The organism is Pigmentiphaga sp. NML080357, from assembly GCF_002188465.1.
Lineage (GTDB): Bacteria > Pseudomonadota > Gammaproteobacteria > Burkholderiales > Burkholderiaceae_B > Pigmentiphaga.
Map to the genome: position 1 here is coordinate 1 of NZ_NINW01000049.1, position 12,420 is coordinate 12,420.

The window sequence follows — 12,420 nt, forward strand, 5'->3', positions numbered from 1 at the left end:
ACTGTTCCGGCGCCTCAAAGGCTTCCGGCGCATATTCTCGCGATTCGACAAGCTGGATGTGATGTTCATTGCCTTCATCAATTTCGCGCTCATCGTTGATGGGCTTAGATAGTGTGAACACGCCCTAGTAACGGCGGCCATCGTATTGTGGAACACGGTCTATCTGGAGCGGGCGGCGAACGCCCTGCGCGGCCACGGTCAAGCCGTCGATGACGGCCTGTTGCAGTACCTGTCGCCACTCGGCTGGGAACACATCAACCTGACCGGCGATTACCTCTGGCGTAGCAGCGCCAAGATCGGCGCGGGGAAGTTCAGGCCGCTACGTCCGCTCTCCGGGTCTTAGCGTACGATTTTTTCCGTTTTCTGAGACGACCCCAAACAGCGCCGACTCATCCACCTGTTCGCGCCCTTGCTGCCGCAATTTCGCCAGCGCCTGTCGTTGTTCCCAGAGGGTGACAGCCGGGTGCGACAAGGTGCGGTATGGAATTTCCAGATAGTGCTGCCCCTCCGGCTCCAGCACCCAAATGCGGCTGATGTCGCGCGGGTCGCGCCGGATCAGGAACGCAGGCAAGCGGTCGCGCCGAGCTATCCACGGCTTGAGCGCATCGGCGTAGTAATGGATGTGGTCGATGACGAAGCCGGTGCGGGTCAGCGTGCGGCGGATGATGGGCAGAAAATCGACCAGAAAAGCCGTGGTGCGAGTGATGACGGTTGGCACGCCGGTCCGCGCGATAGCTTCGGCCCAGCGCGCTGCCGGCGGCTGGAGCAGGCCGTTGTGCACGGAGCCGTGGTAGGTGCCGACCGCCAATGTGAGCCAGCGCTCCAGCTCACGCAGCGTCAGGGCGGCCTTGTTTTCGGAATCGTAGTCGCCGCGCTGGTCAGGGTTGGAGAAGGTCGTCCCTGGCAATTCGTCGTGGATCATCTGCATCGCCGTGCCGATGATCCGTTCCACGATGCCGCCGTAGTGCGGCTGCCCGAGCGGGCGATAGTCAAGCCGGATGCCATGCTGCTCGCAGCCTCGGCGTAGCGCTTCGCTCTTGAACTCGGCCGCGTTGTCCAGGTAGAGCAGCCTGGGCTTGCCGCTCATCGGCCACTCCATTTCTATGTTCAGACCCTCCAGCCAGGGACGCTTGTCGCAGGCGACATGCACAAGGCACAGGCCGACCGAAACAGATGACGGCGCTTCCAGCGTGACGACCATGCCGAGCACGCAGCGGGTAAACACGTCGATGGCGATGGTCAGATACGGACGGCCAATCGGTTGCCGGTCGCGCTCGTCCACCACGATCAGGTCGATGACCGTGTGATCAATCTGCACTTGTTCCAGTGGCGCGGTCACGGCGGGAGGCTCACCACCGACACCTTGCAGGCTGCGGGACGCATCCTGACCTTCCCGGCGGCGAGTGGCCTTGAGCGGATCGAGGCCGGCGATCCGCAGAGCCACGGTGTTGCGCGCCGGCGCCCGCAGCTTTTGCGCTTTGCAAGCCTGCGCGACCTCGCGGTGGAACGCTGCCAGGCTACGCTTCTGCTTGGTCAGGAAGCGCTTTTGCAGCAACTCGCGGATGATGCGCTCAACTGATTCCGGCAAGCGTCCCTTGCCTTTTCCGCCGCCGGATCGGCTGCGAGCCAGGTCCGTCACAAGCCCAGCACCTTGCCGGGCACGGCGGATTAGGACATACACCTGCCGCCTGGACAGGCCAAGCGCGTGAGCAGCGGCATCGGCGGCTTCATGCCCGACCACATCAAGCGCTGCCAGCGGCCCGATGATTTCCGCCCGTTGCCGGGCCTGCGCCCAAGCCGCATCGGGCAGGGTGGCCACGCCTTGCTCGGCAATCAATGATGTGTCTGACGCCATGCTCACACCTCGCTTTGGTGCACACGAGTATTGAGCATAGTCGAGATTGGTGCAGATGACTTCTGATATTGCGTTGTCAGGAGTCGCCTGCACATCTGGCGTTACGCCCCGTCAATTGGTGCAGTCGTCTTCTGAAAATGACAGCCCGGGCCACCGCGCCTTCGGCCACCGTCCCGCCCGCCGCGGGACGGTTCTCGATGATGACCGGCTGGCCGAATATCTCGTTCAGGCGCGGCTGGAAGGTCCGGGCGATGATGTCGATCAGGCCGCCCGGCGCGAATGCCACGACGATGCGTATCGGCTTGGCGGGCCACGCCTCTTCTTTCGCGCCGGCCCCGGCGTGGAGGAACAGCAGGCTGCCGGCCAGGAGAAGACAGGCGGCGCGTCTGATACAGGCGGGCAGAACAGGCTTGGTCATGGGTGTCTCCGTATGTGCGTGACACTGCGGTCACTTGTGGTCCAGCCGCCCGGCTCGGCGAAGCCCGGGCGGCTCGCTTTCCCCCGGTTCAGGCCGAGGGAAGGAATTTCTCGGCCCGGATCCGGCGGCGGTCCACGTCGCGGCCGGCCAGCCACTCGACGCAGGATTCGATCATTCCGGGCGGACCGCATAGGTAGACGTCGGGCATGTCCGCCAGCATGGCGTCGCGCAGCAACCGGGTGACGTACCCCGTGGCGCCTGCCCATCCCTCGCTTGAAGCGGCGATCCGTTCCACTTCCAGCGGCAGGGCCTGGGCCAGCTCCGCCAATTGCGCATCGGCGAAGAACTCCGACGCCGCATTGGCGCCGATCAGCAGCCGCATGGGGCGCGCGGGCGCCGGCGTGCGGGCCAGGCGGCGCAGCATGGCAAGGAAGGGCGCGAGCCCCGTGCCGCCCGCGATCATCAGCAGCGGGCGGCCGCTGTCTCGCAGGTAGAAATGGCCCGAAGGCGGCGTCATCGCCAGCGCGTCGCCAACGCGGGCGCGGCCAGCCAGGTAGCTGCTCATGGCTCCTTCCGGCACCAGCTTGTGGAAGAACTCCAGCGAAGCCTCGCCCGGCAGATTCGCGAACGAATAGGCCCGGGATACGCCGCCGCCCGGCACCGACAGGTTCGTGTATTGCCCGGGCAGGAAATCCAGGGGCTCCGCCACCTCGAACCGTGTCCGCACGATGGTCGACGAAACCCGTTCGATGTCCGCCAGCCGTGCCTCGATGGTCGCCGGCCCGCGCCCCGCATCGAAATCCGAGGGATAGGGAAGTTCCACCACGCAGGACGAGCGAGGCACCATCTTGCACAGCAGCGTCTGCCCTTCCCGCCGCTCTTCGGACGACAGCGCCTCGTCGCTGTAGTCGTCCAGGTCGAACTCTCCCTCCGTACACCAGGCCTTGCATTCGCCGCACGCGCCTTCCAGGCAATCGTGGGCCAGCCGTACCGAGGCGCGATAGGCGGACTGGTAGACGACCTCCCCGGGCCTGCCCGGGAACCGGACCGACCGCCCATCCTCGAAGATTGCGGTAATGACATGCATGATCCCGGCCACCTATATGTGATAGACGTCGACGGTGCCTTCGATCTTCTCGTCGATCATCACGATGTGCTTGCGCGCGATCTTCAGCTCCCCCGCCATGCGCCGCAGGGTGTAGTAATAACGGCCGCCCCGGGTGGCGTCGCCGCGCGGCCCCACGCAATGGACCAGCCAGGATGCGCTCACCTCGACCTCGTCGCCGGCCAGTCCGGTAATCAGGACGTTGCTCGTCTGGTGCGAAGTCCGGTCCAGCGGCAGGGATGCGAAAGAATCGCGGCTGCGGATGCGAAAGACACGTTCCTCCAGGCCCAGCCGGGAATCCATGTGCATCAGGCACAGCTGCGTGCTTGGATCGGTGGTCAGCGCGTCCTCGGATATCCAGGCGGGAACGAAGTACTCCACGTCCGGGGCGAACAGTTCCAGCCAGGCGTCCCAGTTCTTCTCGTCCAGGTACAGGGCTTCCTTGGCCAGCAGGGTGCACACCTGCGCGTACAGGTCGGTATCGATGCCCATCAGCGCTGCTCCCCGTTCATCATCCGCAGCCAGTGCCGGTAGTAGCCCTGGTAGAACACCTCGTGGTCCCAATTGTCGGAAGCCGCGACTGCCTCGCAGCCGATGTCCAGCAGCGAGCGGCATTGATTGCCCGGCACGGTGGCGGCCGCGCCGCGGCTGTAGTCGTTCCAGCGGCTGAGTCTGGCCTCGCCGCCGATGGCCGTGTCTTCCAGCGCGGCGATGTCGTCCGAGGTGGCCATGCCCGTCGGCAGGTAGAAATCCACGAACTTGCGCAGGCGGGAGGCGCGCGCCTGCGCACTTTCGCCACGCGGTGCGATGCACTGGATGCGCACTTCCGTGCGGTCCGCCGAAAGCGGCCGCAGGATGCGGATCTGCGTGGAGGGCTGGTCGAACAGCAGCATGTTGGGGAAGAGATAGAGGTTGCGCCCCATGCCGACCATCCAGTCCACCCTGCGCTCGTCGAATTCGCGCAGCAGGCGCTCGCGCGCCTCGTACAACGGCGCCGCCTGCGGCGATGAGCGCCTGGCCCAGATGCCGATATGGCCGTTGCCGAAGTCCGCGGTGCCGGACTCGACCCTGCCCACGATGCGGCCGGCCTCGGTCTTCTGGGTGCCGGCGTCGCCGCGCGCTTCTTCGCGCATTGCCATGGTGGCCGCGAACACGCGGTGAACGGTGCTGACGTGGTAGCCGTCGACGCCGTTCTCGCCGCCCATCTTCCAGTTGCCCCGGATGACGTAGGTCGAATCGCCCTCGACGATTTCCAGTCCCTCCGGCGATTGATCCACCATCAGGTCGATCCAGGCCCTGGCCGGCCCGAGATGCGCCGCCAGGCCGTCCACGTCCGCGCGCAGGCTGCCGAACACGAAGCCGCGGTAGCTTTCCACGCGGGGTACCGCTTTCAGGCCGACGGTCTCGCGCAGGTTCTCGCCTTCGGGATAGGCGCCGGTCTCCTGGTTCTTGATCTTGATGCAGCGGCCGGCTTCGTTGTAGGTCCAGCCGTGGAAGCGGCAGGTGAAGCTCTTGGCCGAACCCTTGCGCAAAGGCGCCACGACCGTTCCGCGGTGCGAACAGGCATTAGCGAATGCGCCAATGCTGCCGTCCTTGCGACGGTTCACGACCACCGGCTGGCGGCCCATGTAGCGCGTCACGTAGTCGCCAGGCTGCGCCAATTCGCTCTCGTGGCACAGGTAGACCCAGCCGCCTTCGAAGATACGCGCCATCTCGGCTTCGAAAAGCGCCGGATCCTTGTAGATCTCGCGGTCGACCAGGAAGCGGCCACTGCTCTCGTCGTCCAGCACATACCCGGCGAAACCGGGCCGACTGGCGGATATCGGTTCTTTCATCGTCTCGCTCCACTCGATGTGGGGCGAATCTTAGGTTTGGGCCAGATATATGTAAAATGAAATGATTGAATCTCAATCATTCTTTGTAAGAATGTCTTAGGCATGGACAAGCCGCTGTCGCGCAAGCTGGACCTGAATCTGCTGGACCTGTTCGATGCCATCTACCGCACGCGCAACCTCACGGCCGCGGGCAAGGCGCTGGGCTTGAGCCAGCCCGCCATGAGCCATGCGCTGGCCCGCCTGCGCGACATGTACGGGGATCCGCTTTTCGTCCGGCTGGCCAAGGGCGTCGAGCCCACGCCTTTCGCCGACGAACTCGTGGGTCCGGTCTCGCAGGCCCTGCAGATCCTCGCCCAGACGCTGGAGAAGGGCTCGTTCGTGCCCGAGACCGCGCGCCGGGTATTCCGGCTGGCCATGACCGACATCGGCGAGCACACCTTCCTGCCCAGGCTGATCCGCCATCTGCAGCACCATGCGCCGCACCTGTGCGTGGAAACCGTCGCCACCAGCGCCAGCCCCGAAGAACTGGCCCAGGAGCTGTCCAAGGGCAGCATCGATCTCGCGCTGGGCGCCATCAATCCCGACATCGCCGGCGTACGCAGCCAGATCCTGTTCTCGGACGTCTATGCATGCGTCGCGCGGCCGTCCACGGTGCCACGCGGCACGCTGAGCCTGGCCGAGTTCAAGCGGGCCCGCCACGTCGTCCCGAACGTGGCCGGCACCAATCACTCCGTGCTCATCGACCGCATGCTGGTCGCCAACGGCATGAGCGGCCAGGTGGTGGCGCGGGTGACGCACTTCCTGGCCATCGCCGAGCTGGTGGCCGATACCGACGTCATTGCCATCATGCCGCGCAACCTCGCGCTGTCGGTGGCGCGGCGCTGGGGGCTGTGCCACTTCGCGCCGCCGGTACAGATGCCGGGCTATGACGTAATGGTGTACTGGCACAAGCGGCACGATCAGGAGCCGGGCAACGCCTGGCTGCGCGAGGCGATCGTGGATCTCTTCCGCGGCGGCCCGCGGCCTTCGCCAGGCGCCAGGACCAGGGCGGCAAGCCGCAACGGCTCAGCCCGCCGCCCCTGACGCCAGCAAGTCCTCGATCTTCACCGGCAGGTCGCGCACCCGCACGCCGGTGGCATGGTGAACCGCCGAGGTGATCGCCGCCGCCACGCCTGCCAGGCCGATCTCGCCTATGCCACGCGCGCCGAGTTCGTTGAGAACCGTGTCCGGGTACTCGACGAAATGCACGTCGATCTCCGGCGCGTCTGCGTTGGTGGCGACCATGTAGTCCGCGAGATTGTTGTTGACGGGCGCCCCGTTGCGCCGGTCGTACGAGGTTTCCTCCAGCAACCCCATGCCCAGCCCCATCACGATGGCACCCTCGATCTGGTTGCGTCCGGTGCGCGGATTGATGATCCGGCCGGCATCGATGACGGTCGCCACGCGCGACAGGCGCAGGCGGGCAATGGCGGGCTCCCAGGTCACTTCGACGAAATGCGCGCCGAAGGAGTGATTGGAATGGCGCTTGAACGCGGGATCGGCTTCGCTGCCTTCGGCGCTTCCCTGGCCGGCGATGCGGTCGAGCCCGGCGGTCCGCAGCGCCTGCTCGAAAGGCACGCCCGAAGAAGGCGGCCGGTCTGCGCCATGAAGGCGTCCGTCTGTCACGCGCCAGCCCCCGGGCGGCTCCGCCTCGAGCAGCCCGGCGCGGACCGCGCAATCGGCAAGCCGGCCGACGGCATCGCGCGCGGCGGCGAGCACGGCCGGTACCAGCGATCCGGTGGCCATGGACCCTCCGGACGTCGGCCCCGGCGGCAGGGTGGTATCGCCGAGCGCGACCTCGATGCGATCGAGCGGCACGCCCAGCACGAACGCCGCCATCTGCGCGACTACCGTGTAGGTGCCGGTGCCGATGTCCTGCGTAGCGCTGGCCACGCGCACGGTGCCGTCGGCACGCAACTCCACTTGGGCTTGCGCCTTCAGTCTCATCGCCATCCACGAACAGGCGGCCATCCCCCAGCCCAGTATGAGTCCGTCGCGCCGCATGGACCCGATGCGCGGATCGCGCCGCGCCCACCCGAAACGCTCGGCCCCCTGCAGCAGGCACTCGCGCAGATGACGCGACGAGAATGGCAGGTTGGCCCCTTCGTCGCGCTCGGGCTCGTTGCGCAATCGCAGTTCGACGGGATCGAGGCCCAGCTCGATGGCCAGCTCGTCCATGGCCGACTCGATCGCGTACAGCCCCGGCACGGCGCCCGGCCCGCGCATGGACGTGGTCGGCGCGATGTCGCGCCGGGCCGAGCCGTAGGTCACGCGCAGGTTGGGCGTGCTGTACAGGAAGGCGGTCGCTTCGCCGCAATTCTCCTTGTGGTATTCCTCCCTCGCCACGTGAAAGAGGTAGTCGTGCTGCAACGAGGTCAGCCTGCCGTCCTTGGTCGCGGACAACCGTACGCGCTGCCGGGTATTGGATCGGTGCCCGACGTTGTGGAACATCATGCGGCGGCTCAGCACCAGTTTCACCGGCCGCCCCAGGTCGCGCGCGGCCGCGGCGGCAAGCACTGAGTGTCCCCAGGGCCACAGCTTGCTGCCGAAACCCGAGCCGACGTGTTCGGTAATGATGCGTACGCGGTCTTCCGGCACCTCCAGCATCCGCACCATGGCAGCCTTGTGGTTCACGACACCCTGGGAGCTCTCATATAGCGTGAAGCCCTGTGCTTCGTCGTATACCGCCACGGTGGCGTGCAGCTCCAGCGGGTTGTTGGTCTCGGGCGGCGTGGTGTAGGTATGGTCTATCCGGATCGCGGCGCGATCGAACTCGCCCTGGGCATCGCCCCGCTCGGACTCCACGGCAGGCTCTTCGTCGGGCACCAGGTCCATGGATACGTCGGGCACCTGCTCGTCGTAGTCCACGTACACCGCGGTGGCCGCGGCGATGGCCTGCTCGAGCGTATCGGCCACGACTACCGCGACGTACTGTCCGTAGTAGCGGATCACGTCGTCTTCCATCGGCGGCCGGTACTCGTCGAGCTTCGCCGTTTTCTCGTCCACCCGCGGAAAGCGCCCGATGTTCTCGCGGGTGTAGACCTTGTGCACGCCCGGCATGCCGCGGGCGACGCCGGCCTCGATGCCGCGGATGCGGCCCTTGCCTACCGTCGCGCCGACGGGTACGGCGTACAGCATGCCGGGGAACCGGTGATCCGCCGCATACTGGGCGCGGCCGGTCACCTTGAGCGGTCCTTCCACTCGCGTGTAGTCCCGGCCGATGGGGGTATCGGGATGCGCGGTCGTCGTCATCGTCGCTCTCCGCTAGTCCGTCGCAGTGACGGTATTCAAGGCATGGACCAGGCAACGCCGGGCCAGCTCGATCTTGAAGGCGTTTTCGCTTTGCGGCCGCGCATCGCGCAGCAACTCTCGCGCGGCGGCCTCGAACACCGCGGCCGAAGGGGCTCCGCCTGCCAGCAGCAACTCGGCCGACGGCACCCGCCAGGGCCGCGTGCCGATTCCGCCCATGGCCACGCGTGCCGTCCTGATGCTCCCGTTGGCCATGGTGACGACCACCGCCGCCGAGGCGAGCGCGAACTCATACGAGGCGCGGTCGCGCAGCTTCAGGTAATGCGACCGCGTGCCTGCGGGCAAGGGCGGCAACGTCACGTGGGTGATGAGCTCGCCCGGTGCAAGCACCGTCTCGCGCTGCGGCGTATCGCCCGGCAGGAGGAAAAAATCGTCGATACCGACCGTGCGGGCGCCATCGGCGCCCTGGATCTCGATAGCGGCGCCCAGCGCCATCAGCGCCACGTTCATATCGGAGGGATTACTTGCGATACAGGCGTCGCTGGTGCCGAGCACGGCCAGGTTGCGGTTGTAGCCGCCGATGGCCGGACACCCCGACCCGGGTTCCCGCTTGTTGCAGGGCATGGCCACGTCGCGGAAATAGACGCAGCGGGTCCGCTGCAGAAGATTGCCGCCCGTCGTCGCCATATTCCGCAATTGTGCCGAGGCGCCCGAGAGCAAGGCTTGCGACAACACGGGATAGCGCTCGCGAATGACCGGGTCGTGGGCCAGGTCCGCGTTGCGGACCGTCGCGCCGATGCGCACGCCGCCTTCCGGCGTGGGCTCGATCCGGTCCAGCGGCAGACGGTTAATGTCCACCACCATGCCAGGACGCTCCACGTCGAGCTTCATGAGGTCGATCAAGGTCGTGCCGCCGGCCAGGAAACGGACCGGTGCGCCCTGGCGATCCTCCGCATAGGCGGCGGCGTTCACCGCCTGGGCCACGTCGTCGGCCCGCCGCAACTGGAACATTTCCATGGCTTGCCTCCTACGCCGGGCGGCGGCGCGCCTGCTGCACCGCCGCCACGATGTTCTTGTAGGCGCCGCAGCGGCAGATATTGCCGCTCATGCATTCCTTCACCTCGGCATCGGACTCGCCACAGGGCTCGGACAGCAGCGCCGCGGCCGACATGATCTGCCCGGCGGTGCAGTAGCCGCACTGGTAGGCGTCCTGCTCCAGGAAGGCCGCCTGGACCGGATGCAGCTGGCCGTCGCGGGCCAACCCTTCCACCGTCGTCACTTCCCGCCCATCGAGCGTGGCCGCCAGCACCAGGCACGCATTGACCCGCCGTCCGTCCAGGTGGACGGTACAGGCCCCGCACTGGCCATGGTCGCAACCCTTCTTGGTGCCGGTGAGGCCAAGATGTTCCCGCAGGCAATCGAGCAGCGTGGTGCGCGGGTCGAGCCGCAATTCATGGCGCACGCCGTTCACGACAAGGTCCACTTTCATGGACAGGAACATGGCGGTCTGCTGTGCCGGGGGTGCGCCGACGGGGGTGTCGAGAGGAGGACGGGACATGAGCATCTCCAGAAAACCGGGTCGCGATGGCCCGCATCCTTGCGGGCCGGCCACGGCGACCCGCACCGGGCCAGCAACTGCCGTTCCCGCCGCCGGGCGCGGCCAAAACGCCATTTCGCACAAACAGTCCGTATATCGGACCTTTACCATCGACACAGTCGCACACAGGAAAGAAAATTCTCGGCTCATTAGGTCCATATTCCGGACCTACGTCACGAGGAAAATAGTCGAACATGATCAAGGTATTCGACCTGTTGAACGGCGCGCGCATGACCGCCGCCTACGCCGAGTCTTGCCTCGCCCATGGCGTGGAAGCCGTCCACATCACCCTGAACAATTACCGCGGCATCAATCCCGTGCCCGACCTGCGCCATTCGTTGAATGAGCTGGCCGCCTACCGCGCCCACCTGCGCACCTTGTCGAGCCTGGTGCAGACCGTGGAGGACGCGGACGACTTCGACCGCGCCAGGCGCGCGGGCAAGCTCGGCATCGTGCTGGGCTACCAGAACGTGCCGGGCGTGGAGCGCGACCTGCAGCAGATGGAACTCTTCCACGCGCTGGGCGTACGGGTGATCCAGGTCGCGCACAACATCCGCAACCTGTATGCCGACGGCTGCGCGGAGCCGGCCGATGCCGGCCTGTCCTCGCTCGGACGCGAATTGGTCGCCGTGCTGAACGAACTGGGCATCGTGATCGATCTTTCGCACGTGGGCGACCGCAGCGGACTGGACGTCCTGGCGGCCTCGAAGCACCCGGTGGCGGTGACCCATGCCAACGCCTACGCGCTGTGCCCGAACGCCCGCAACAAGAGCGACGCCCTGCTCGATGCGCTCAAGGCCAACGGCGGTGTCCTGGGCATTACCTACCTGCCTCCGCTCGTGCGCATGCCGGGCGAAACCCCGGGCGTGCAGGACGTGGTGGCGCACATCCGGTATGCCGTCGACCGCATCGGCGTGGCCCACGTCGGCATCGGTTCGGATTTCATCACCGACCAGCCGCCGGAACGCTACCAGGAGTTCATGCGCAAGCCCGAAGTCTATGGAACCTGGCCGTGGCGCTATCCCATCGACGGCCTGGAGGCCCAGCAGGACATGCTGGCCGGCCTGCAAGACATCGGCCTGTCGCGCCGGGACATCGAAGCGATCGCCCGCGACAACTTCCTGCGCCTGTTCCGCACCGTCATGGCGGGCATGCCCGCCGCCGCCTGAAAAACCAAGGACTCACCATGACCAGCAAGACTCCCCTGGGCAAGCTGCCCGCCGCCGTATTCGGCGATCTCGACATCCCGCGCTATCCGCAATCCATCGTCGACGGTTTCCTGGCGCTGGACGACCTGACCGGCACCGTGTCGGACGCCATGGACGAACTCGGCCTGTGCGGCGTGGTGCCCGGCTGCGACTTGCCGCCGACCCTGCCCGGACAGCGCATCGCCGGGCCGGCGCTGACGCTGCGCAACGTCGAACAGCGCGATGACGCCTACAAGGGCGCCAAGGACCGCATCTCGAAGATGGCCGAGATCGAAGCCCACAACCTGGCCGAGCCCGGCGACGTGCTCGTCATCGAAGGGGTGGCCGGCATCTCCAATATGGGCGGGTTGTCGGCCGCCATCGCCAAGCGCCAGGGCGAGGCGGGCGCCATCGTCGACGGCGGCATCCGCGACGTGGAGCAGTCCCGCTCGCAAGGCTTCCCGATCTGGTCGCGAGGCGTCAGCTCCATCACCGGCAAGTGGCGGCTGGAAACCGTCGCCATCAACGGCATCGTGCACATCCGCGGCGTGCAGGTGCGGCCGGGCGACCTGGTGGTGGCCGACGAAGGCGCCATCTGCTTCATTCCGCGCGAAGCGGTCGAGACGGTGCTCAAGCGCGCGCAGGAAATCAGCGCCGGCGAGGCGCGCCGCTACCAGGACATCCAGGGCGGCATGCCCATCCCCGAGCTGGCCAAGCGCACCCACGTCTACAAGTTCAGCCAGGACCAACGGGACACGCCATGATCGTCGAACAACGCCTCTATACCTACCACCCGGGCAACCTCGATGCTTTCGTCGCGCTTTACCGGAAGGAGGGCATGGCGGCGCAGATGCGCCACCTGCCCGCGCTGCTGGGCTATTACGTGAGCGAGATCGGCGCCCTGAACCAGACCGTCACGCTATGGGGCTACCGCAACCTGCAGCAGCGCATGGACTGCCGCGAGGCGCTATTCGCCGACGAAGCCTGGAAGGCCTTCCTGGCCAAGGCCAGGCCGCTGATGCTGGCGCAGGAGTGCCGGATCCTGAAGCCCGCGCCCTTTTTCCGCGACCGGCTGGCGCACCTCATCGACGACGCGCGCGGCCTCGACCTGTCCGGCAAGCCCTGAAACCCATCA

The 12,420-nt window shown here is 66.6% G+C and carries 11 protein-coding genes and 3 pseudogenes; 6 read left to right on the top strand and 8 right to left on the bottom strand.

Annotation, left to right across the window (positions count from 1 at the left end):
• Positions 1–112, top strand: a pseudogene (locus CDO44_RS22415) (IS5/IS1182 family transposase); the annotation flags it as partial.
• Between the two features lie 12 nt (positions 113–124).
• A pseudogene (locus CDO44_RS22420) lies at positions 125–343 on the top strand (Tn3 family transposase); the annotation flags it as partial.
• A gap of 18 nt (positions 344–361) precedes the next feature.
• On the opposite strand, the pseudogene CDO44_RS22425 reads toward CDO44_RS22420, so the two are convergent.
• The 5 genes and pseudogenes from CDO44_RS22425 to CDO44_RS22445 all read right to left on the bottom strand — a co-directional run.
• Positions 362–1,855, bottom strand: a pseudogene (locus CDO44_RS22425) (DDE-type integrase/transposase/recombinase); the annotation flags it as partial.
• A gap of 76 nt (positions 1,856–1,931) precedes the next feature.
• On the bottom strand, positions 1,932–2,273 hold the full coding sequence (locus tag CDO44_RS22430; RefSeq protein WP_087782484.1) for a tripartite tricarboxylate transporter substrate-binding protein: 342 nt from the start codon (positions 2,271–2,273) through the stop codon (positions 1,932–1,934).
• Positions 2,274–2,361: 88 nt separating this feature from the next.
• Complete coding sequence (locus CDO44_RS22435) at positions 2,362–3,360, bottom strand: 2Fe-2S iron-sulfur cluster binding domain-containing protein (protein ID WP_144389572.1); 999 nt, start codon at positions 3,358–3,360, stop codon at positions 2,362–2,364.
• A 12-nt stretch (positions 3,361–3,372) separates the two neighbouring features.
• Positions 3,373–3,870, bottom strand: a complete 498-nt coding sequence (locus CDO44_RS22440; RefSeq protein ID WP_158213387.1) for an aromatic-ring-hydroxylating dioxygenase subunit beta — start codon at positions 3,868–3,870, stop codon at positions 3,373–3,375.
• Entirely contained in the window at positions 3,870–5,213 is a 1,344-nt protein-coding gene (locus CDO44_RS22445; RefSeq protein WP_087782487.1) for a Rieske 2Fe-2S domain-containing protein, read from the bottom strand. The genes CDO44_RS22440 and CDO44_RS22445 overlap by 1 nt, the downstream gene beginning before the upstream one ends.
• Positions 5,214–5,315: 102 nt before the next feature.
• Between CDO44_RS22445 and CDO44_RS22450 the strand changes: the two genes are divergently transcribed.
• A complete protein-coding gene (locus CDO44_RS22450; protein WP_087782488.1) occupies positions 5,316–6,296 on the top strand; it encodes a LysR family transcriptional regulator in 981 nt (326 codons plus the stop codon).
• Here the strand turns inward: CDO44_RS22450 and CDO44_RS22455 are convergent.
• From CDO44_RS22455 to CDO44_RS22465, 3 genes are read right to left on the bottom strand one after another with little or no spacing between them, the layout of a single operon-like run.
• Positions 6,279–8,504 carry a xanthine dehydrogenase family protein molybdopterin-binding subunit gene (locus tag CDO44_RS22455; RefSeq protein ID WP_087782489.1) on the bottom strand — a complete coding sequence of 742 codons (2,226 nt, stop codon included), beginning with the start codon at positions 8,502–8,504 and terminating at the stop codon, positions 6,279–6,281. The two genes, CDO44_RS22450 and CDO44_RS22455, sit on opposite strands and share 18 nt — an antisense overlap.
• A gap of 12 nt (positions 8,505–8,516) precedes the next feature.
• The gene (locus tag CDO44_RS22460; protein WP_087782490.1) at positions 8,517–9,518 is read right to left on the bottom strand and encodes a xanthine dehydrogenase family protein subunit M; all 1,002 of its coding nucleotides are present in this window, start codon (positions 9,516–9,518) and stop codon (positions 8,517–8,519) included.
• 10 nt (positions 9,519–9,528) lie between these two features.
• Positions 9,529–10,059 carry a (2Fe-2S)-binding protein gene (locus CDO44_RS22465; protein ID WP_369824704.1) on the bottom strand — a complete coding sequence of 177 codons (531 nt, stop codon included), beginning with the start codon at positions 10,057–10,059 and terminating at the stop codon, positions 9,529–9,531.
• 233 nt (positions 10,060–10,292) lie between these two features.
• Between CDO44_RS22465 and CDO44_RS22470 the strand changes: the two genes are divergently transcribed.
• Genes CDO44_RS22470 through CDO44_RS22480 form a run of 3 tightly spaced genes read left to right on the top strand, consistent with a single transcriptional unit; the run spans position 10,293 to position 12,411 of the window.
• Positions 10,293–11,267 carry a dipeptidase gene (locus CDO44_RS22470; RefSeq protein WP_087782492.1) on the top strand — a complete coding sequence of 325 codons (975 nt, stop codon included), beginning with the start codon at positions 10,293–10,295 and terminating at the stop codon, positions 11,265–11,267.
• A 17-nt stretch (positions 11,268–11,284) separates the two neighbouring features.
• On the top strand, positions 11,285–12,049 hold the full coding sequence (locus CDO44_RS22475) for an RraA family protein (RefSeq protein WP_087782493.1): 765 nt from the start codon (positions 11,285–11,287) through the stop codon (positions 12,047–12,049).
• Positions 12,046–12,411: an NIPSNAP family protein gene (locus CDO44_RS22480; RefSeq protein WP_087782494.1), complete on the top strand. Its 366-nt coding sequence runs from the start codon at positions 12,046–12,048 to the stop codon at positions 12,409–12,411. Before CDO44_RS22475 ends, CDO44_RS22480 begins: the two co-directional genes overlap by 4 nt.
• The last annotated feature ends 9 nt before the right edge of the window (positions 12,412–12,420 follow it).